We start from the raw sequence: 19,425 nt of genomic DNA, 5'->3' as shown, positions 1-19,425 counted from the left end.
CCCCATGATCGTCATTCATCACAATCCTGACTGTGGCACGTCGCGTAATGTGCTCGCGATTATCGAGGCGAGCGGCGAGGTGCCGGTGGTTATCGAATACCTCAAGGAAGGCTGGACGCGGCCACAACTCCTCGGCCTCTTCGCCGCTGCAGGCCTTACGCCGCGCGGCGCGCTGCGTGAGACGAAATCGCCCGCAAAGGAACTTGGCCTGCTTGAGCCTGGTGTCAGCGATGAGGCGATCCTGGCCGCCATGCTGGAGCATCCTGTGCTGGTGAACCGGCCCATCGTGTGCAGCCCGAAGGGCGTGCGCCTCTGCCGTCCGAGCGAACTGGTTCTGGACCTCCTGGAAAAGATGCCACCGGGACCGCTCTACAAGGAAGATGGCGAGATGATCATAAATGAAAAGGGAGAGCGCGTTGGCTGATTCCGGCGACACTTTGCCCGCGCTCGACGAGTCAAGCTTCCACCCAGTGGACCGCGAAGCCCTCCTTGCGCCAGAGATCAAAACGCACCCGCCGCGCATCCTGCTGCTGCACGGATCATTGCGTGAGCGGTCGTTTTCCCGCCTTGCCAATGAAGAAGCCGCGCGCATTCTCCGCCGGTTCGGGTGTGAAACCAAGCATTTCGACCCCGAAGGCCTGCCGCTCGCGGATGGCGCGCCGGATGATCATCCGAAAGTCCGTGAGCTGAGGGACCTCGTCATCTGGTCGGAAGGCATGGTCTGGTGCTCGCCCGAGCGGCATGGCGCGATGACCGGCATCATGAAGACCCAGATTGACTGGATTCCCCTTGCGCTCGGCGGTGTCCGCCCGACGCAGGGCAAGACCCTTGCCGTGATGCAGGTGTGCGGCGGTTCCCAGAGTTTCAATGCGGTCAACCAGCTGCGTATTCTCGGGCGCTGGATGCGGCTGATCACCATCCCGAACCAGTCCTCCGTGGCCAAAGCGTTTCTGGAGTTCGATGAAGCGGGCCGGATGAAGCCTTCGCCCTACTATGACCGTATCGTGGATGTGATGGAAGAACTGGTAAAGTTCACCTTGCTTACGCGCGACCGGGCGGACTATCTCGTTGATCGCTACTCCGAGCGCAAGGAAAGCCCGGCCGAATTGTCCAGGCGCGTCAACCAGTCCTCCCTCTAACCAGGGCTGCTCCTGGCACCGAAATCATCTGGATCGGTCTTATTCCATACAACCGGACCGACAGATCACGGATCACCGCTTCGACCAAAGGAACGCAAGGACATAACATGACGGCTCTTGTCTCGACACCTCCCGGAAATACTAGAGTTTGGACCGGGCAGCACAAATATTTCCCGCGCACCCACTCGCGTGGACCAGAAATTCAGCCAAGGCCCGGCGTCAGGGTTCTCCCTCTTCTGGGTTTCACCGTGTTCGCGGCGTGCGCTACGCCAGCGCCGCCTTCAGAAGTGATGGCTGAGGCTGTCTGCGCATCTGCCATTCATGCTTTTGGATCCCGCGCTGACTTGCAGGCCGATCCAGGCCGCGTTGCCGTTTCTCTTTCCAAAGTTCCTGTCTCAGAGACCACGATCGGATACGGTCCGGGATCGGATTATCAGGCGGAACTGACCCTGCTCGACGGCGTCTGGCAGATTGCCCGGGCTACCGGCCCGAAGTCGGCCGTGAATGTGACAACTCCCGGCGAAGGCGCCGGCGCCATGTTCCTTGTGACCGCCTCACCAGAGGCGTGGAAAACACGCGCGCTTGAAACGCCGGTAAACGGCATGGCCGCGCTGGAAGCCTTGCTCGCCCAAGCTGCGCCTTCCCATGGCTGTCCGGGCGAGGCCATCCCCTTCAAGCTCTCGGGCACGCTCATGGGCGGCGAATGGAGCGTTGTCGGACGGCCTGCGGGCGCCGCTGGCCGCATTGAACAGGCAGACGTAACGCTCATCGGGATATTCGATCCGGCCGATCCCGACAGGTATTTCATGCCGCAAGGGCGGAAGATCCATGTTCATGTTGTCAGCAATGACGGGCAGCTCAGCGGACATCTGAACGACTTTGAGGCCCTCACAAACCCAAGCCTCGCGCTGCCTCAGTAGAGGAAAGAGGCGGAGGAGTTGCAGAGGCCTTCGCCCTGGATTTGAGACAATCTGGCCAGTGGGGGCGAAGGTAGCTTCCGCGCCGATTTCAAACGGGATGCGATGGCCGAGATCATCAGGCGGGGCTATACAGAACCATAACATGGGTGCGGTACGCGCCATTCGTCACAAAGCGCCCTCACGATGGAAGGTGATCACCATCAGCAAGTTCCTTGTCTTCCTCGGATCAGCCCGCGACAGCACGCCGCCGCGGCCCGCGAGACTGGGCCTGCGCGTTGCCCGGCAATGCCAGAGCCAGCTCGCCGCCATGGGGCATTCTGTCGACCTGATTGACCCCCTGGCAATCGAACTGCCGGCAGTCTTCAAACCTCACTTTGCCTATGCCGCGAACGCCGCGCCAGCCGCCCTTGCAGAGCTGGCCGGGAAGATCGCGGATGCTGACGGCTATGTGATGGTCAGCCCGGAATACAATCACTCCATGAGCCCGGCGCTGGCCCATCTGCTGAACCATTTCGGAAGTTCGCTCTTTTCATACAAGCCGAGCGCGATCGTGACTTACTCAGCGGGTCAATGGGGCGGCGCCCGCGCCGCCATAGGTATGCGGGCATTCCTCTCGGAACTCGGCTGCCTGCCGGTCTCGGCAATGATCCACCTTCCCAAGGCGCAGGAAGTGTTGACCGCAGACGGTGACTTCCTTGAGCAGATCGATGCAGACGCCTGGCACGGATACTTTGGCCGAGCGCTGGCGCAGCTGGAATGGTGGGCGGCGGCGGCCCATGCTCATCGGACCAGCGAGGGCACCCCTATTGCCGCGCCGGCCTTCAGCCGGGATCCATCGCAGCGCAATGCTCCGGAACTGCCTTGACGTGCCTAACACCGAGGCCTGAGCGTTGACGGCCGCGGTGCCTTCGCTCATCGCACGTCATGGCGGAATGATCTGCGCAGCAGGGAGCGGCAGCGGGCCTGGTGAGGTTGATCAGATCACCTCGTCCCATTCCGGGCTGAGCCGCGCGGCCGCATTGATGATCCCGACCATGGAATAAGTCTGCGGGAAATTTCCCCACAATTCGCCGGTTGAAGGATCTACATCCTCTGACAGGAGACCGAGCTGTGTGCGGTGGGCCAGCACCGCCTCAAATATTTCGCGCGCCTTCTCAAGCTCACCGCTTCTGGCAAGCGCATCGATATGCCAGAAGGTGCAGGCTGTGAAAGCCGTCTGCGGAAGGCCGAAATCGTCGGCGACCCTGTATCGGAAGACATGTGTTCCGACGCGGAGCTCCTCATCGATCCGCGCGACCGTGGCGCGAAACTTCGGGTCCATCGGATGCAGAAATCCGATCTCGGCCATGAGCAGGACCGAAGCATCCAGCGCCTCTCCCCCGAATGCGCCGGTGAATGCCTGGCGTTTCTCGTTCCAGGCCTGCTGCACCACGGCGGCATGTATCTCTGCAGCGCGGCCCTTCCAGTGCGTACTCCGCTTGGTCAGGCCGAGCGCATGGGCAATGCGTGCCAGCCTGTCACAGGCCGCCCAGCACATAATTGCGGAGGAGGTGTGCACCGCTTCACGTCCACGATACTCCCAGATACCGGCGTCCGGCGTGTTATAGACTTCATACGCCCGCTGCCCCACAGCTTCAAAATGTTCGAATTCGATCAGCCCCGCCTTCGTCAGCAGCCTCTCGTCCAGGAAGGCTTGCGCCGCGCCAAGAACCACATGTCCGTAGACGTCGTGTTGAACATGTTCTGCTGCCTGGTTTCCAAACCGCACAGGCCCCATACCGCGATAGCCGGGAAGATAGCCGGGGATTTCCTCCGTCAACGCCTCTTCAAGCGCGATGCCATATACAGGCTGGATATGACCGCCTCGCGTGCGCGCAACGATGTTGCGGATATAGGCGAGATACCGCTCCAGCGTACCCATCGCCGATAGGCGGTTGAGCGCGGTGACGGTGAAATAAGCATCCCTTAACCAGCAATACCGGTAGTCCCAGTTTCTGGATGATCCGGCATGTTCCGGGATGCTTGTCGTCAGTGCGGCGACGATGCCCCCGGTTTCTTCATATACGCAGAGCTTCAGGGTTATGGCCGCTCGGATTACGGCTGCCTGCCATTTGGGCGGAGTCGCAAGACGGCGTGACCAGTCCTGCCACTGTTCCCTGGTTCGGGCGAGCCAGTCGAGCGCCATGTTTTCAGGCGCCTCAGACACTGGTTCGTCTGGACCGAGCACAAAGCTTACTGCGCGGTCGAGTACAAACTCCGTTTGCTGAGCGATATAGGCAAGCGGTGCATCGGTCGTAATCCGGAAGCCGGCCGCGTCATCCAGAAACGAGATATGGGAAACACCGCGGCGCACCGGCATAGGGGTTTTGCCACGGCCGGTCTCGGCATTGATCCTCACACTGATGCGGGGCTGGCCGCGCAACGGCTCTATGCGGCGCACGATCGAGGCTGGCCGGAACATGCGGCTCCGATCAGTGAACCTGGGCGCAAAATCGGTAATCCGGATGGCCGAGCCATCTTCTGCCTCAAGTATTGTTTCCAGAATTGCGGTGTTTCGCTGATAAGTCTGCCGGCATGATTTAATGCCCGCCAGATCGACTGAAAACCGGCCGCGCCCACCCAGAAGGCTGTTGAAGACAGGCTCTCCATCCAGCCGTGGAAGACAAAACCAGCCGATTTCGCCAGCTGCGTTGATCAGGGCGGCGATCGTGCCGTTGCCGATAATTCCAAGTTCGAGATTGTTCACGTCAGTCCCTCCCGAAGCCAATTCCACACATCGTCCGGACCGTCGAGCCGGAAGGGCGCCACCGAGGCGCCTGGGCCTACCTTGATCGCCGTACCCCCCGCCTGCAGGCAGGCGCGCATCGCCGCTTCGTCGGTGGTGTCGTCACCGATCATGAGGGGGGCTCGCCCGGCGAACTCTCCGCGCTGAAGGAAAGCCGTGACACACTTGCCTTTGTCGGCATGGTCCGGGCGCGCTTCGATGACCATCTTTCCGGTTTGCAGGGAGTATTCGCTGAAACCGGCAATGACTGCCGATATCTCTGCCTCAAGTTGAGGGCCGGCATCGGGCGCGCTGCGAAAATGCAGGGCGAGCACTTCGCCCTTGCTCTCCACAACGACGCCCGGGAAAGGATCCGCAATCTGCTGAATCCGTTGCACCAGTTCTGCGGGCGCAGCCTTCAGAGCATTTGATGGGGCAGCCCCCGGCGCGCATATCTGCGCGCCATGTCCGCCCACGCGCCAGAGCCCCTGAGGAACACGAAGCGCGAGATCGCGCACGTCCCTGCCACTGAGAATGACGAGGCCCCCCCGCAGCCGGGCGGCAAGCGTCAGGAGAATCCCGGCGCCTTCTGGCGGCAGGTAGACGCTGCCGGGATCTGCGCGGATGGGCGACAACGTACCATCAAAATCCAGAAAAAGCGCCATGTCGGCCGATAAGCGGGGAAAGACCATCAGTTCCTGTCAGTTCCTGAGCACACATACATCCGGCAGGCGCCGGCGCTGCGGCGGGCGGGGCGAATGAGCGCACAGATCATAAAGCCGGGTTCGCATATGCGCTTTCACAAAAAGAAAGTAAGCGCATCACGCACTCAGAAGTTCCCGAGAAAAGCGGAAATGTAGGTCAGAAGGTCCACACATCTGCTGCGACGCCCGATACGACGCCCAATACATTGTGAGATAATCACGGATCTTTTTTCCGTATAAAGATCTAATTTCCAAAAATTAACATAGGCGGGTGCAACTCCCCTAATCCTCATCCGTAAAAAAGAGCGGATCTGACAGGCTGGTCCGTTGGAGAAGCTTATGTCCAGACTTGTGATATTTTCAAACCGCGTTCCGGCAGATGGTCCTCCGAGCGGGGGCCTTGTCGTTGCCCTCAAATCCACCATGGACAGCCGCGGCGGTCTGTGGATCGGCACCGAGGCTGGAGATGACGAGCCTCCCGATACGCTTATTCCGAGGCCCGGCGAATCCTTTGACAGGCTGACGATGCCCCTCAGCCGGGCCGAACATGAGGATTATTATCTCGGTTACGCCAACTCCGTCCTCTGGCCGATGCTTCATGGACGGGTCGACCTTCTTGATGTCAGCTCCGGTCAACGGGCAGCTTATGAAGCCGTCAACAGAAGGCTGGCCAGACTCGCACAACCGCATTTGCGGACGACTGACATTCTGTGGATTCACGATTATCATCTGATACCTCTCGCTGCCGCTCTACGCGAACTCGGCGTGACCAACCCCATCGGGTTTTTCCTTCATACCCCCTTTCCGGATGCGGGTAGCGTTCAGGCCCTTTCTCATAGCGATTCCTTTCTCAGGTGGTTTGCGGCTTATGATCTGGTCGGCCTGCAAACCTCGCGTGACGTCGCCCGGTTCCTGGATACATTTCGCAGCGCCGGCGCAGCGCAGCTTATTTCCGGGCGATGCATCAGATGGCGTGATGAGATGATCCGTGTTGGAAGCTTTCCTATCGGCATTGATGCAGAGGGATTTCGTGACATGGCCGAGGAGGCCATCCGTACGCAAACGCCCGCGCTTTCTCAGCACCGCCTGATGATCGGCGTTGACCGTCTTGACTATACCAAGGGCATCCCCAACCGCCTTCGGGGATTCCAGGCGTATCTTCGGGACCATCGGGCAGATGAGGACCGGATAGCATTCGTCCAGATCGCCCCGCCGACACGGGAAGATGTTGGCGCCTATATGGATGTGCGCCGGGAGCTTGAACAACTTTCAGGAGAGGTAAACGGCGAATTTTCCGACATTGGCTACGTGCCGGTTCAGTATATACACCGGGCAGTGCCGCGCTCGGCAATCGCCGGCCTGCTCCGGCGCGCAGATATCGCCCTCATTACTCCGCTCAATGACGGCATGAACCTGGTTGCCAAGGAATTTGTCGCCGCCCAGGCTCCCGATGATCCCGGCGTGCTCGTCCTCTCAAAGTTTGCGGGCGCGGCAGAACAACTTGAGAGCGGCGCCGTATTGATCAATCCTCATGATCCTGCCTCGGTGGCAGACGGCATCCGGAGGGCGGCCAAGATGCCCGTTCAGGAACGCCGGAGACGGCATGAGCAGATGTATGATATTCTCCGGCGCAGCAATGGCGACTGGTGGGCCGACAGCTATCTTCGCGCGCTGGAATCAGCAGCGGCTATCCGGATCAGCGGTCTGGCTTCCCTCGGCCAGGCGGCGACCGGGCCAGCGGATGGGCCGTTCGCCACTTTTCAAAGCAAACAGTGAGTAAACCCGCAGGGTTTGGAGAGGGTTTGGAGCCCCCCTGCTCCGCGCCACCTGCTAGGACGCGACGATAATGCCGCCGTTGGGGTGAAGAAGCTGCCCGCTCATATAGCTTGAATCGCTGCAAGCGAGGAACAGGAAACAGGGCGCCACCTCATTGGGCTGGCCGGGCCGGCCCATGGGCGTGCTCTCTCCAAAGTCTTTAAGCTTTTCAGGCAACGCCCCTCCGCAGGGATTGAGCGGTGTCCAGATCGGGCCAGGCGCGACCGCATTGACCCGAATACCGTCGCCCACCAGGTTTTCTGACAAAGAACGAGTAAAGGCGGTGATGGCGCCCTTGGTGGAAGAATAGTCCAGGAGATCGCTGCTGCCCGCATACCCGGTAACAGAGGTGCAATTTATGATACTCGCCCCCTCGCCCAGATGCGGCCTGGCGGCCCGCGTGAGATAGAACATGGAAAAGATGTTTGTCTGAAATGTCCGGTGCAGCTGGTGATCCGAAATATCGGTTATATCCGTATCCGGATGTTGCTCCCCGGAATTGTTGACAAGAATATCAAGCCGGCCGAAATCCGCGACTACATCCGACACGATGGCCCTACAGAACTCCGGGTCGCCCAGATCTCCTTCAAAAAGCCGGCAGCGGCGCCCTTCCGCCTCCACCAGCTGTTTTGTCTTCTCCGCGTCTTCTGTTTCGCAGAGATAGGCTATGGCAATATCGGCGCCCTCCCGTGCGAACAGCACAGCCACAGCCCGGCCAATTCCGCTGTCGGCGCCGGTTATCAAAGCCACTTTGTTGTGCAACCGGTCTGATCCGCGATAGCGGGGTTCCCAGTCCGGCTTAGGATCAAGCGAATGCTCGTTTCCGGGGAGCTTTCCTTCCTTCATCTTCTCATGCTGCAGTGTCATGGGGGTCTCCTTCAGTGTTGAAACCTATCAGGGAGCCAATGCGTGCAGACCGCGAGGGTTGCGCGGGGTGACGTGAAGTTTTCGTCATGCAGGAACTTCCCAGCGGCTACTGCATAGTGCACAAGGAATGATGGCGCTTGAGCTGCGCCCGAAGCCAGGTCCCATAATCAATATTGGGAAGCAGTGAACTGCCTTGCTTCTGGAGATAATCCGCCAAGGGCGCAAGCTTGCTGCACTCAAGGGCAACCGTCAGTGTTTCCTTTCCCAGCGCTTCAATTTGCGTAATCTCCGCCTTGCAGGCACCCTTCCGGAATGTCAGCCGTGTTTTGCGGACCCTGCAGATAAAGGCATTGGGCATAAGCGCACCAACCAACCGCCCAGGCGTATCCAGCGCGCCGCCGGAAAACCGGGCACCCGGATAAACGGCCTCAAGGACACGCTGAGCATTAGGGTGAAGCGGGAAACTTTCGCTGAGGATGCGCCGCCAGATTTCAATCGCGCCCTCCGTCCGGATCTTCTGCTTTATCTCGAACTTCTTTCCGGCTCGGATCTTGGGGAGAAAGCTGAGAGAACATCGGCTCACCGGCAGGAGATAGTCATCGGTTCTGTCTTCCCTGTGCCTTGACTGGAAGTGGCGCCGGATTGTTGCCGCCAGAGCATCATCCTGATCCGGCCACGCACGATATTCGCAGGTCATATCCCATTTCAGTATCCGCCCCATCATAAAGGCCGTTCCTGTGGAGAGGCAATCACCGGAACGAACGATGGAGTTCGCATCTGGTTCCCTCGGCGCTAATGAACAGTTGGTGAGAATGGAAATTTTAATCTGCCTACGGATTACACTCATTATTATCATCCCACGCACCCTTCCTACAAATATTTAACGCAACAAATAAGCGGCGCAGCCGTTCGGCCCACGCAGCGCAGGAGCATGACATGTCCCATATACCTCCCCCGGAAGATCCCCGTACGCCCTCCTCTCCTCCGGAACGCCAGGTACGCCCGGCCGAGCTGGACACCGAGCGCAAGCCGGTACGCCCACCTCCCATGCTTACACTGCTGGCATTCCTGGTAGGTTTTGGCCTGATCATAGCATTCGTCGTTAGCCGGTATATTCTTCCGGGGCACACGGATTATTGACCCCACATTGGAGAACAGAGCCATGTTCATACGCTTACAGGCTGCTTTGGCCGGCTTTTGGAACCAAAACCACGGCAGGAGGACAACAGAGGAGGCCCAGCCTCCCGTGCGGGATGCCGGCCCGGAAGCCATGAAAGACCCGCCAACCGAATGGGATCACATCGATGAGGCGGCAGACGAATCCTTTCCGGCAAGCGATCCGCCGGGCGGTTACTGAGACGGCTCCTTCCTGGCAATCAGCCACCGATAAATGCCAGCGAGGTTGATGGCCGTCAGAACGGCATTCTGCAGCATCAATGGCGTTTCGCCATCCTGAAGAGCATAGGCAATCCAGGTAAGGGAAGAAGCCGTGAAGATCACGAAGCCATAACCCGTGACCCGCCGCCCGATATTTGCAGAGACCATGATTGCGGCAGCTGTTCCTGTCAGCATCGCGGCATAACCGAGAAATTCCTTCATCGGGAAACCGACCGTGAATATCGCAGGATCATGATCGCTCTTCAAACTCCCTTTATACGCCCCTCACAATGCCTCAGCCTCTTCCCGGTTCCATGCTGCCCATGCCTTCAGGCCACGCCGATCTGGTGGCCGCCCTAGCGCCTCCTTTTCTGATCCGTTCCCGGCGCGTCTCGATTTGCCGAAGGGCTTTCATCCGGGATCTTTCCGACCGGAGTCTCCGGGGCGCCACCGAGAACGACATCCTCCCGGCAGCCACTATAATGGCTGACCTCTTCTCCAGGCGGCGCCACCGGCTCAGCTCCAGGGATCATCTGCCGCCAACGCCGCCCGGCCGAAGCAAGCGACTGGAGCGCAAAACTGAGAGACGTGCGGGGCATCGCCATCCGGTCAAGGGATGTCTTTTTCATCAGGAGTTCTCCTTTCCCTCCCAACGCCTGGAGCGCCGGATGGTTTCCAGTCATCGCCGGTGTCCATGGTATCGGGCATCCTGCGCAACTCGTCTCGATCGCCCCGTTGGGCGCCGTCACCCCGTTCCCGGGAAAAATGACCCTCCAGCCGCTGAACCGGCAGCGCATACGGGGCTTGGGCGCGCAGCCATACAATCATCTTTTCCCGCAGGTCACAGCGCAGATCCCAAGCCTCGGGAGACGAACGGGCGCTCGCCAGAGCCCTCAGCTCGATCCGGTCCTGCCGCGCTTCGGTAACCTGCAGCACACAAACCCTGCCGTCCCAGAGCGGATGGTCTTCACAACATCGTTTGAGATACACCCGCATCTCTTCCAGAGGGGCTCTGTAATCGAGAGACCAGAAGATCGACCCGATGATGGAAGCGTTTTGCTTGGTCCAGTTCTGAAAGGGGTTCTGATTGAAATAGGCCAGAGGGGTGACCAGGCGGCGTTCGTCCCAGAGCCGGATGATGACATGGAACAATCCAATTTCCTCGATCCAGCCCCACTCGCCCTCCACAACCACAGCATCATCAATGCGGATAGGCTGGGTAATGGCGATCTGAAGACCGGCGATCAGATTGGCGAGAACCGGCTGAGCCGCGATCCCGACGACAATTCCCGCTACCCCGGCAGAGGCAAATAGGGACAAGCCCACTTCCCTGGCTACTGGAATGGACATCAGGGCAACAGATAGCGTGATGACCCCAAGCAGAACGCCTGCGACCCGCCGGATCACCAGCATCCGTGTCCGGAGCTTGCGGGCGGCGAGGTTATCCGGCACGCTGATATCGGCGCGCTCAATTGCAGCGGCGAGGCGCCAGTCTGTCAGCAGCGCGATCATCCATCCGGCTGCGCACACAATCAGCACACGTCCGGCATATTCGGCCCAGCCATGAACGCTGGCCGCCTGCGCTCCTGCCTCGGGCACAAGAGCCGACAAGCCGATCAGTCCGGCGCCGGACAGTGCCAGCAGAGCTGGCCAGGACATCGGCCAGAGTCGTCGCTTTTTCCGGGATATCATGCGTGCTTCTTCCTCCTGCCGGGCGAGAAACGGGACCTTCCCGCGCAAGGGTCTTCCATCGACGCGCGGACGGACAGAGAGTTCCCTCCATGGCCCTCGCAACAACCTCTATTGCTTATGTGTAATGCAACCCTGGCGGGGCGCAGGCGTAGGTCGGCACAATGAACAGGAGCGTCCCCATGCCAGAGAAGTTGTCCCCTCCGAGCCCCACATCGGCAGCGGCGCGGCTGAGGCATGCCATCGACTCAGGCAATACTGGAGATAAGGTCAATTATCCTGATCCGGCCGCAGCACCGCTTGGAACAGATGATGAAGCCGCCGGCACAACACCTGCGCTGACGGAAAGGGAGATCGACGCAGAACTCATCAGAACACCCCGCAACCAACGAAGCTGGATCCGGGAAAGCCTCGGAGAAAGATCGGCCAAGATCGTTGTGCTGGCATTTCTGCTGGCTCTGGCACTTGTCACGGGCTGGATCGTGAGCGGTCACAATGCCTGATCACCGTACGCAGCAATATCTTGTCTTCCTGGACCCTGATCCGGCGCTAACCGCGAGCACAGAACGGTGCGTCGCGCTCGGCAGTGGGCTTTACATCTTCTACTCCACCCTCACCCGCTCACGGTTTTATCATGCCCTAAAAGTGGCGCATGATCCCACGATGCTACTCGTGGCGCCTCTTGCAGGCGATCCCAAGTTCAAAGGCATGGCCGAGGGCGCACTGAAGATTTTGCGCCAGCAATCCAGAATGGCGGAAGGAATTCCCACTGCGGGATGATATCTCGATTAATCCTTAGGCAGACAGGAGTGAACCCATGAAACCCTGCGATCAATGCGGAAATCAGTATGACAAAAGATTCGAGGTAAGGCTGGCGGGTCAAGCGTATGTTTTCGACAGTTTCGAATGTGCAATCCAGAAGCTCGCGCCCGTGTGCCCCCACTGCGACTGCCGGATCATCGGTCATGGAGTCGAAGAAAACGGCAACATCTATTGCTGCGCCCATTGTGCCGCCGCAATGGGCGCTGAGCAGGTACGTGACCGAGCCGGATAAACCCTCATATCCCGGTCCTGGCATTTTCCACGGATATGGCGATGGAAGCCTGAGATCATCGCGCCAGCAGCCGGCCTAGGCCAGGTCACCTCCTGTAACGACGTTTCTCTCAGTATCCGGAATGTTTAACAGGCTCTCTTCGCCGCCCTCCATCCATTCGGCTATGTCGACAGGATCGGTGAGAACAGCGGGCAAAGCATCCGAGCGCAGACGCCCTCCCTTCACGGGCTGCACGGCGAGAATGGCGAACAGGCTCAACCGGCTATGCATGCGGCGCCGCTCCGTCTCGCCAGGAGAGGATACAAGCCGCGTGTCGCCTTCCCAGGGACGCCAGAAGCCGGCCAGAAATCCCAGACCACGTTCCGGCTGGAGCCACTTCCGGCGCCTGCCTTGCGTGATCGCGAATGCCGAAACCGGAACCAGACAGCGATGACGCGCCTGCATCAGATAGGGCCGGTTCAACTCTTGCCACCACCGGTCTTCCAGATCGTGCACCTGGGAGATAGGCGGGTTCCAGCCATTCCGGTTAGTCAGGCTACGCGGCGGAAAACCCCAGCGCATGAACTCCATCCCGGTTCCCCCTTCTCCCCTGCAGATAACGAGAGCATCGTCATCAATCCCTATGGGAGTTTCCGGAGACACACCGGCACCGCGCCGGAGTTTTACGGCCTCGGCAAGAGATCTGTTGATAGCGCTGACAGCAAGCGCCGGCGAGCCGGATAAAAAGCTGACTAACATGCTTGCATGAGGCGCTCATCTGCCCGGCAGGTCAACCCCTGCGCGGCCCCCCGAAGAATGCAAAATGCAGATGTTGCATTCCGGGACATGAGACAATCTTCCATCCTGATTTCATCAGTACACACCTCTCCCTCAGAGAAACGCAGCTTGCATCAGGTCAACTGCGCCACCTGATCAAGCCGCCGCTCCAGAAAAGGCAATGTAATGCGAGCGAAGGCTCTCAGCGCCTCGTTCTCGCCATATACCGCATAAAAACAAAAGATACCGACCGCCTCTTCATGCGAAGCCCGCTGCTGGCGGATAAACAAAGCGCCGAAATCTTCTTCATCGCCCGTATCGCTCAGGCGATCGACCAGATGTTCCCGGCGGGCGTCAAGCTGGTAGGGGACGAGGTGTTCAGCATCCCCCAGCGCCGCTATTTTCAAGGTGGACCGCAGACGCTGAGCCTGCTGGCGACGCTCCTGCAGAAGCGTCTGCGCGAGCGTTCTGACTTTCTCTCCGCCCTGTGAGAGCGCCAGCTCCGCAACCCTCATCTCAAAGAGGTCCGCCATGGAAGCAGCGGCGACAAAGGCCTTGGATATCTTTTCCGGCCGCTCCCCCTCAATCCAGGTCGCGTGGCGAGACCGCAGCTCTGCATTGAGCCGCATTACGTATTCATGAGGTAAACGGAATTTTGCCATTACCGGACTTCTTCTGTTGCCGGCCGCAACTACTGACCTGTTACGCGATGCATATTAGCATATTCTACCTTCAATGTTTCTTACGATCCCGCAATGTGGGTATCCTGCAGAGGCAGTCGCAACCGGCGCGCCATATCACCGCCATACTATAAAACCTCCAGCACTGAACTTTCGGTCGAAATTATTGTTCGTGTCGTGATGGTTTATCTGTGCCTGCATTCCGTGTTCGTGTCAGACTGCCCGGAAAATAACTCAGGCTTCCCACCAGGCGATGTACCGTTCTCATCAGAGCCCTCTCCGGGGCTGGGAAATATCAGGGACTCCCCCTAAAGACATTCATGCTCATAGGGTGGACTATGCCCCCCGTCAGACATCGGTGGGAACAGGCCATGAAACGCCAGACAGGCAGACCATCACCGTTCGAGATAGGCTCAGTGTATCTGGCGCCGTTTCTGATGATCGTCTTCGGGCTCGCCTGGGGGCTGTTTGCAGTCTTCATCTTCGCGGAGGATTGGGTCGTTGCCCGGTTTGGCGCGCTGAGCGGGCATCATCCCCTCTTCATCCTTGCCGTTTATGCGCCGGCAATTGCGGCCTTGTTGCTGGTCGCGATTACATCAGGCTTCTCGGGGCTTGGACGTTTTCTGTCACGGCTGTTTCTGTGGCGCGCTTCGCCCTGGTGGTATGCATTCCTGCTCCTTGGCTTTCCGGCCATCTCCTTTGCCGGCGCCCTGATCAAGGGCAACGCGCTGTCTGCGCCGATGTTCACGGAACCGCTGCCGGCACTTCTCCCGGCAATCGGTTTCATGTTGATCCTCGGGCCCATGGAGGAGATCGGTTGGCGCGGCTTTGCGCTGCCGATCCTTCAGCGCCACCTTGCACCGTTCTGGGCCGGCCTCATCCTCGGGGTTATCTGGGCGGTCTGGCATCTGCCCGCCTTCATGCTGAGCGGTACGCCGCAGGCCGCGTGGGGCTTTTTACCCTTCTTCCTGGGATCCCTCGCGTGCAGTCTCATTCTCACGGCATTGTTCAATGATACGCGCGGCAGCCTCCTGCTCGCCATGCTGTTTCACTTCCAGATGAACAACCCTCTCTGGCCGGATGCTCAGCCGCACGACATGTATGTTTATGTGCTGGCCGGCGTTCTCATCGTCTGGCTCAACCGCCGCTCACTGTTTTCTCGTGAGCAGGCCGTGAAAGAAATTCTTCCCGCAAGCCGGGCCGCCGAGGCTTCCCGCTGATGGCGCCGCAGAGACCGTATCCACGCCTGCGAGTAGCCATCATGTGTCTGGCCGGATTGGCCACCGCCTGCGTGACCGGTCCTCGCCCAAGAGATGTGGAAGCCACTCTGACGACCGAAACCACAGCGATCATTGCCGGCTATGACCTACCCGGCATGACCGTCGCAGTCGCTGGACCAGACGGCGTACTGACGATCGCGCTGGGCTTTGCCGACCGGGAAAACAACCGCCGCATGTCCACGGGCACCACGATGCTCGCCGCCAGTATCGGAAAAACCTTCGTGGCCGCCACCCTCCTGCAACTGAGTGATGAGGGCCAGCTCAGCCTGGATGACCCCATTTCCAAATGGCTCGGTGACCGCGACTGGTTCGATCGCCTGCCGAGCGCCAATGACATCACCCTCCGCCATCTCTTGCAGCACCGCTCCGGCTTGCCGGACCATGTCCACCTCGATGCCTTCGCCGAGCTATTGCCGGACAGGGTGGATGGCGCCACAGCCGAGGCGCTGATTGGCCTTGTTCTGGATTTGCAGCCCCTTTTTCCGCCTGGCGAGGGATGGGCGTATACAGACACCGGCTACCTGCTGCTCGGTCTTGTCATCGAGCGCGCCACCGGGCGGCCTTATGAAGATGTGATACGCGAACGTTTCATCGCTCCGCTGGGACTTTCCTCGACAGGGCCGTCAAACTCCACATCGCTGCCGGGCCTCGCACGGGGTTATGTGGAGACCGGTTCCGGGCTTGGACTGCCGTCCTACACAACAGATGACGCCGGGGTCATGCTCTGGAATCCCGCGATCGAATGGACGGGCGGCGGCCTCTACGCCAATGCCAGGGATCTGGCAGTCTGGGGACGCGCCTTCCTCTCCGGGCGCATCCTGTCAGAGGCGGCCTACAGGGAGGCGCTCAAAGGCGTTCCTGTTCCGGAAAGCGATACGGCATCCTCCTACGGTCTCGGTATCTCTATCCGTACAGAGAGCGATTTCGGGCCGGTTTACGGCCATCACGGCTGGATACCGGGCTACGTGTCGAGCCTCCAATATTATCCTGCCTATGACACGGCGGTGGCATTCCAGATCAATACCGACATCGGCATCATCAACAGTGACCAGCCCGTACTTCCCGATATGGAAGCCCGCCTGGCACAGATCCTGTTTGGAAGCGGGCGCGAGGAGTAGGCTGAAATGTGGTCCAGACGAGAATTTCTCATTGCAGGGGGCGCGGCCACATCAATTGCCGCGCTCAGCGGATGTGGAGGCAGCAGCATGAACAGCTATGAACGCGCAGCCAGTGCGATAAGGGCCCCGCTTCCCTCTGAACCGGGCCTTCTTGACTTCGTCCGGTTTGCGACCCTCGCGCCCAATTCCCACAATACCCAGCCCTGGAAGTTTCGCCTTGGCGCAGATGCCATAGACATTCTGCCGGACTTTTCGCGCAGAACACCGGCCGTTGACCCGGACGATCATCATATCTTCGTCACGCTTGGCTGCGCAGCAGAGAACCTCCTGATCGCGGCCAATGCCAGCGGCCGGCCTGCAGACATCAGGGTCGAGACAGAAGAGACGGAAACGCGCATCCAGGTTTCACTCGGCCACGCCCCGGCGCGTGACCAGGAACTTTGCAATGCAATCCCGGCCCGCCAGTCCACCCGTTCGGACTATGATGGCGAGGACGTTGGGGCAGAAGACCTGACGCAGCTCCGGCGCGCGGCATCGATGCCCGGTGTACAGGCGATCTTTCTTACCGAACGCCCCAAGCTGGAGGCGGTTCTGGAATTCATAGTCCAGGGCAACAGCGCCCAGATGGATGACCCGGCTTTCGTCCGGGAACTGAAGAGCTGGATCCGCTTCAATGCCGGCAGCGCGATTGAAACGGGGGATGGGCTTTTCGCAAAATGCTCCGGAAACCCGGCATTGCCGACATGGGCCGGCCGTTTCCTGTTCGACCGGGTCTTCACCAAGGAGGCCGAAAACAAGAAATATACGCGGCAGATGCGGTCATCGGCGGGGGTTGTGGTCTTCGCCGCCGAAACGGACGGGCCCGAAGGCTGGATACAGGTTGGCAGGAGTTTCGAGCGCTTTGCCCTTCAGGCAACCGTTCTGGGCATCCGTCATGCGCATATGAACATGCCGATCGAAGTGGCTGAGTTGCGCCCGGCTTTCGCAGACTGGCTGGGCATGCCGGGACGACGCCCCAATCTCGTGATCCGTTTCGGTAGAACCGCGCCCATGCCCATGTCGATGCGGCGCCCGGTGGACGATGTGATTGTGTGAACCGGGGGTCAGCCTTTTTTGCGGGGGGCCACGGATTGGCTTCGGCGTGTTCAGGACCTCGGCCGCAGGGCCCAATCTGGTTTGCGGACTTCCGCCCGATGCAGCGAGGCGAAAACGGACCCCGAAAGTCCGTTTGAAATCAAATCAATACAGGGAGGTCATTTCGTGAGAAATGGCGCGAGTGACGCGCGTCAAAACAATGCTACTTCTCCAATAAATACAATCACTTACCAGATTTCATACTGCAAGATGTATCTCATTTTGTATCCGGTTTGTATCCCGGTTTTGAAGCTTTCTGGTTGCTAACACCGCCAAAAGCCTCCAACCGGACAAAGAATGCATTTTGCTGCATTTGATTGACCTCGGAGAATGCCTCACTGTCCACGTTACAATTGGCGCGTAGACTAGGGACACGTGAACTCAAACCAGCAAGACGATGGGGTGGCCGGCCGGAGGCGTCAGACTGCGGCGAACAGACCGCCGCATTTAATGGCTCGTATGGCTGTTTATGGCGCAACCACAGCGATCTAAGCGTTACGTTGATCTGGCAGACCAGCGGAGATTATCGCGCGCTCAAGCGGGTCATCTGATTCTGCGTGGTCGAGCTGCGTTCTGCAGCGCTGATCGACAGGAGCCCCCTGTCCCGCTCATGTCCGGTACTTTCCGAAAAGGTCAACGAGTTCAGAAAATTTCTGCCTCTGGCTTTCCGCATCGCCGTCCAGGATAGCCTCTTCAACGCAGTGGGCTGCATGGTTTTTCAGAAGCTCGTCTTCCACCTTGGCAAGTGCAGCCTTGATAGCCTGGATTTGTGTCAGGATGTCGATGCAGTACCGGCCCTCTTCAACCATTCCAGACACGCCGCGCACCTGACCCTCAATTCTCCTCAGGCGGGTTACAACTGATTTAGACGGAGCATGGTGCATTTGACTTATACCTCTCTGGGGTATATTTAACAGTGATTGCGCCAAGGTCAACTCGAGCATGTTTAATACTGCCCGCAAGTTCTTAGTGGTTCTCACACTGTTTGTTTTCAGCGCCGGACAGCTGTGTGCGCACGCGACCGTTTTCTCTTCAGCCACTCCAGCCATCGCGCGTGACACCGGCGCCGAGGCCCACTGCCACGAGCATGAACCCGCCCCGTCCAACCAGGCAAGCCATGATCCGGGGGCCCCTCAAGAGGAATGCTGCACATGCGATCATGCCGCCCTGGTGTCTGCCTCTCCTCAGATAGTGCAAGCGGCCCAAAGTGCCGATGAACTTCCGCCGTTCATTATCCAGAAGGCCGCGATCCGCGCCCTGCCCGTTCTTCTGGACTGGCGTTATGCGCATTTTGGCTGGAGCACCCCGCCCCCCCTGACGCCGCTACAACTGAAAGTCCGCCTGCAGAATTGATCCTGCGATGACACTGCCCGTGCCTCGCGGCCGCGCAGCCTGTTTCATCCGTTCAGCGTGTGCGACCCGCACCCGCTCAATAATCAATCAATTCAAGGACACTTCCAAATGAAACTCTCCCACTCCATTTTTGCGGCTGCCGCTGTGCTTGCGGCCTCGCCAGCCTTTGCGCTTGAAGGCGACACTTCCAGTGCCGCGATGCAGCACTCAGACCATTGCGGCTTGCCGATGGGCGAAGGCACGGTCGCCGGGCTCGACGTCAAGGCATCCAAAGCAACGATCGATCACACGCCCATCGCCGCCCTGAACTGGGACGCCATGACGATGGACTTCAAGGCCGCCAAAGGTGTTGACCTGTCCGCTTTCGCAGCTGGTGAGCGCGTCCATTTCCTCCTGACTGAGGACACAAAGTCAAAGTCTTACAGGATTGAAGCGATGTGTTCGCTCGACGCACCGAAAGGCCTGCACGACGCCTGCATGGGCAAGATGCATGGGACGGCGATGGCGCTCGCGGCAGCGAGCGGCAAATCCTGCGACACGGGTAGCATGGATCATGGTACTATGCCGGGAATGGATCACACCGGCATGAAGGGCATGGACCACGGCAAGATGGACCACAGTCAGCACTGACCGAGCCGCCTGCCACGCGTGGCGCCTCCAGTGCCCGCGGCAGGCGATTCTAACATTAGGAATCGCATCATGCTCACACGACGCAATCTCCTCCGCACGGCGGCTGCCGGCGGTTTCTTTGCCGCATCAAGCGCCCTGCTCCCGG

General features: G+C 59.5%; 24 protein-coding genes. 14 read left to right on the top strand and 10 right to left on the bottom strand.

The genetic code is table 11. From position 1 onward, the window contains the following. Window positions 1-4 precede the first annotated feature (4 nt). The 4 genes from arsC to C0456_RS02975 all read left to right on the top strand — a co-directional run bounded on the left by arsC (window position 5) and on the right by C0456_RS02975 (window position 2,924). Complete coding sequence (arsC, locus tag C0456_RS02990; protein WP_291048115.1) at window positions 5-424, top strand: arsenate reductase (glutaredoxin); 420 nt, start codon at window positions 5-7, stop codon at window positions 422-424. Then, complete coding sequence (gene arsH / locus C0456_RS02985; protein ID WP_291048112.1) at window positions 417-1,139, top strand: arsenical resistance protein ArsH; 723 nt, start codon at window positions 417-419, stop codon at window positions 1,137-1,139. The genes arsC and arsH overlap by 8 nt, the downstream gene beginning before the upstream one ends. 344 nt (window positions 1,140-1,483) lie before the next feature. After that, on the top strand, window positions 1,484-2,059 hold the full coding sequence (locus C0456_RS02980) for a hypothetical protein (protein ID WP_291048110.1): 576 nt from the start codon (window positions 1,484-1,486) through the stop codon (window positions 2,057-2,059). Window positions 2,060-2,258: 199 nt separating this feature from the next. Next, a complete protein-coding gene (locus C0456_RS02975; protein ID WP_367179201.1) occupies window positions 2,259-2,924 on the top strand; it encodes an NADPH-dependent FMN reductase in 666 nt (221 codons plus the stop codon). A 111-nt stretch (window positions 2,925-3,035) separates the two neighbouring features. Here the strand turns inward: C0456_RS02975 and C0456_RS02970 are convergent, their stop codons facing one another. After that, the gene (locus tag C0456_RS02970) at window positions 3,036-4,805 is read right to left on the bottom strand and encodes a glycoside hydrolase family 15 protein (protein ID WP_291048106.1); all 1,770 of its coding nucleotides are present in this window, start codon (window positions 4,803-4,805) and stop codon (window positions 3,036-3,038) included. Then, on the bottom strand, window positions 4,802-5,488 hold the full coding sequence (otsB, locus tag C0456_RS02965) for a trehalose-phosphatase (RefSeq protein ID WP_291048104.1): 687 nt from the start codon (window positions 5,486-5,488) through the stop codon (window positions 4,802-4,804). The genes C0456_RS02970 and otsB overlap by 4 nt, the downstream gene beginning before the upstream one ends. Before the next feature lie 378 nt (window positions 5,489-5,866). Between otsB and C0456_RS02960 the strand changes: the two genes are divergently transcribed. Then, complete coding sequence (locus C0456_RS02960) at window positions 5,867-7,303, top strand: trehalose-6-phosphate synthase (protein ID WP_291048102.1); 1,437 nt, start codon at window positions 5,867-5,869, stop codon at window positions 7,301-7,303. A gap of 54 nt (window positions 7,304-7,357) precedes the next feature. Here the strand turns inward: C0456_RS02960 and C0456_RS02955 are convergent, their stop codons facing one another. Together C0456_RS02955 and C0456_RS02950 are read right to left on the bottom strand one after the other, a co-directional pair. Then, window positions 7,358-8,209, bottom strand: a complete 852-nt coding sequence (locus C0456_RS02955) for an SDR family oxidoreductase (protein WP_367179196.1) — start codon at window positions 8,207-8,209, stop codon at window positions 7,358-7,360. 106 nt (window positions 8,210-8,315) lie between these two features. Then, complete coding sequence (locus C0456_RS02950; RefSeq protein ID WP_291048099.1) at window positions 8,316-9,056, bottom strand: hypothetical protein; 741 nt, start codon at window positions 9,054-9,056, stop codon at window positions 8,316-8,318. Between the two features lie 315 nt (window positions 9,057-9,371). Here C0456_RS02950 and C0456_RS20870 point away from each other — a divergent pair, with 315 nt between their 5' ends. Continuing rightward, a complete protein-coding gene (locus tag C0456_RS20870) occupies window positions 9,372-9,566 on the top strand; it encodes a hypothetical protein (protein WP_367179195.1) in 195 nt (64 codons plus the stop codon). Here C0456_RS20870 and C0456_RS02945 read toward each other — a convergent pair. The 3 genes from C0456_RS02945 to C0456_RS02935 all read right to left on the bottom strand — a co-directional run bounded on the left by C0456_RS02945 (window position 9,560) and on the right by C0456_RS02935 (window position 11,245). Continuing rightward, window positions 9,560-9,808 carry a hypothetical protein gene (locus tag C0456_RS02945; protein WP_291048096.1) on the bottom strand — a complete coding sequence of 83 codons (249 nt, stop codon included), beginning with the start codon at window positions 9,806-9,808 and terminating at the stop codon, window positions 9,560-9,562. The genes C0456_RS20870 and C0456_RS02945 overlap by 7 nt on opposite strands. Window positions 9,809-9,942: 134 nt before the next feature. After that, entirely contained in the window at window positions 9,943-10,215 is a 273-nt protein-coding gene (locus tag C0456_RS02940; RefSeq protein ID WP_291048095.1) for a hypothetical protein, read from the bottom strand. Then, window positions 10,196-11,245 carry a mechanosensitive ion channel domain-containing protein gene (locus C0456_RS02935; RefSeq protein ID WP_291048093.1) on the bottom strand — a complete coding sequence of 350 codons (1,050 nt, stop codon included), beginning with the start codon at window positions 11,243-11,245 and terminating at the stop codon, window positions 10,196-10,198. The genes C0456_RS02940 and C0456_RS02935 overlap by 20 nt, the downstream gene beginning before the upstream one ends. Before the next feature lie 212 nt (window positions 11,246-11,457). Here C0456_RS02935 and C0456_RS02930 point away from each other — a divergent pair, with 212 nt between their 5' ends. Genes C0456_RS02930 through C0456_RS20865 form a run of 3 tightly spaced genes read left to right on the top strand, consistent with a single transcriptional unit; the run spans window position 11,458 to window position 12,329 of the window. Then, entirely contained in the window at window positions 11,458-11,778 is a 321-nt protein-coding gene (locus tag C0456_RS02930) for a hypothetical protein (RefSeq protein WP_291048090.1), read from the top strand. Beyond that, window positions 11,771-12,055: a hypothetical protein gene (locus tag C0456_RS02925; RefSeq protein ID WP_291048088.1), complete on the top strand. Its 285-nt coding sequence runs from the start codon at window positions 11,771-11,773 to the stop codon at window positions 12,053-12,055. The genes C0456_RS02930 and C0456_RS02925 overlap by 8 nt, the downstream gene beginning before the upstream one ends. A 37-nt stretch (window positions 12,056-12,092) precedes the next feature. Continuing rightward, window positions 12,093-12,329, top strand: coding sequence for a hypothetical protein (locus C0456_RS20865; protein ID WP_367179194.1), 237 nt, complete (start codon window positions 12,093-12,095; stop codon window positions 12,327-12,329). Window positions 12,330-12,404: 75 nt separating this feature from the next. On the opposite strand, the gene C0456_RS02920 is transcribed toward C0456_RS20865, so the two are convergent. Beyond that, complete coding sequence (locus C0456_RS02920; protein WP_291048085.1) at window positions 12,405-13,067, bottom strand: hypothetical protein; 663 nt, start codon at window positions 13,065-13,067, stop codon at window positions 12,405-12,407. 152 nt (window positions 13,068-13,219) lie between these two features. After that, a complete protein-coding gene (locus C0456_RS02915) occupies window positions 13,220-13,747 on the bottom strand; it encodes a DUF4142 domain-containing protein (RefSeq protein ID WP_291048083.1) in 528 nt (175 codons plus the stop codon). A gap of 389 nt (window positions 13,748-14,136) precedes the next feature. Here C0456_RS02915 and C0456_RS02910 point away from each other — a divergent pair, with 389 nt between their 5' ends. The 3 genes from C0456_RS02910 (at window position 14,137) to C0456_RS02900 (ending at window position 17,258) form a co-directional block, all read left to right on the top strand. Continuing rightward, window positions 14,137-14,985: a type II CAAX endopeptidase family protein gene (locus C0456_RS02910; RefSeq protein ID WP_291048081.1), complete on the top strand. Its 849-nt coding sequence runs from the start codon at window positions 14,137-14,139 to the stop codon at window positions 14,983-14,985. 95 nt (window positions 14,986-15,080) lie between these two features. After that, the gene (locus tag C0456_RS02905; protein WP_291048079.1) at window positions 15,081-16,163 is read left to right on the top strand and encodes a serine hydrolase; all 1,083 of its coding nucleotides are present in this window, start codon (window positions 15,081-15,083) and stop codon (window positions 16,161-16,163) included. Window positions 16,164-16,250: 87 nt separating this feature from the next. Further along, window positions 16,251-17,258 (top strand): nitroreductase family protein, encoded by a 1,008-nt coding sequence (locus C0456_RS02900; RefSeq protein ID WP_291048077.1) that lies wholly within the window; start codon window positions 16,251-16,253, stop codon window positions 17,256-17,258. Window positions 17,259-17,905: 647 nt separating this feature from the next. Here C0456_RS02900 and C0456_RS02895 read toward each other — a convergent pair. Further along, window positions 17,906-18,181 carry a metal-sensitive transcriptional regulator gene (locus C0456_RS02895; RefSeq protein WP_367179200.1) on the bottom strand — a complete coding sequence of 92 codons (276 nt, stop codon included), beginning with the start codon at window positions 18,179-18,181 and terminating at the stop codon, window positions 17,906-17,908. Window positions 18,182-18,239: 58 nt separating this feature from the next. On the opposite strand from C0456_RS02895, the gene C0456_RS02890 reads away from it, so the two are divergent. After that, window positions 18,240-18,650 carry a hypothetical protein gene (locus tag C0456_RS02890; protein ID WP_291048072.1) on the top strand — a complete coding sequence of 137 codons (411 nt, stop codon included), beginning with the start codon at window positions 18,240-18,242 and terminating at the stop codon, window positions 18,648-18,650. Window positions 18,651-18,758: 108 nt separating this feature from the next. After that, the gene (locus C0456_RS02885) at window positions 18,759-19,280 is read left to right on the top strand and encodes a copper-binding protein (protein WP_291048070.1); all 522 of its coding nucleotides are present in this window, start codon (window positions 18,759-18,761) and stop codon (window positions 19,278-19,280) included. Window positions 19,281-19,425: the final 145 nt, after the last annotated feature.

Origin of the sequence: Hyphomonas sp. (genome assembly GCF_013823385.1) — a bacterium.
GTDB lineage: Bacteria > Pseudomonadota > Alphaproteobacteria > Caulobacterales > Hyphomonadaceae > Hyphomonas.
Note: the sequence above shows the minus strand (reverse complement) of the source record. Positions and strands in the feature narration are given on the sequence as shown.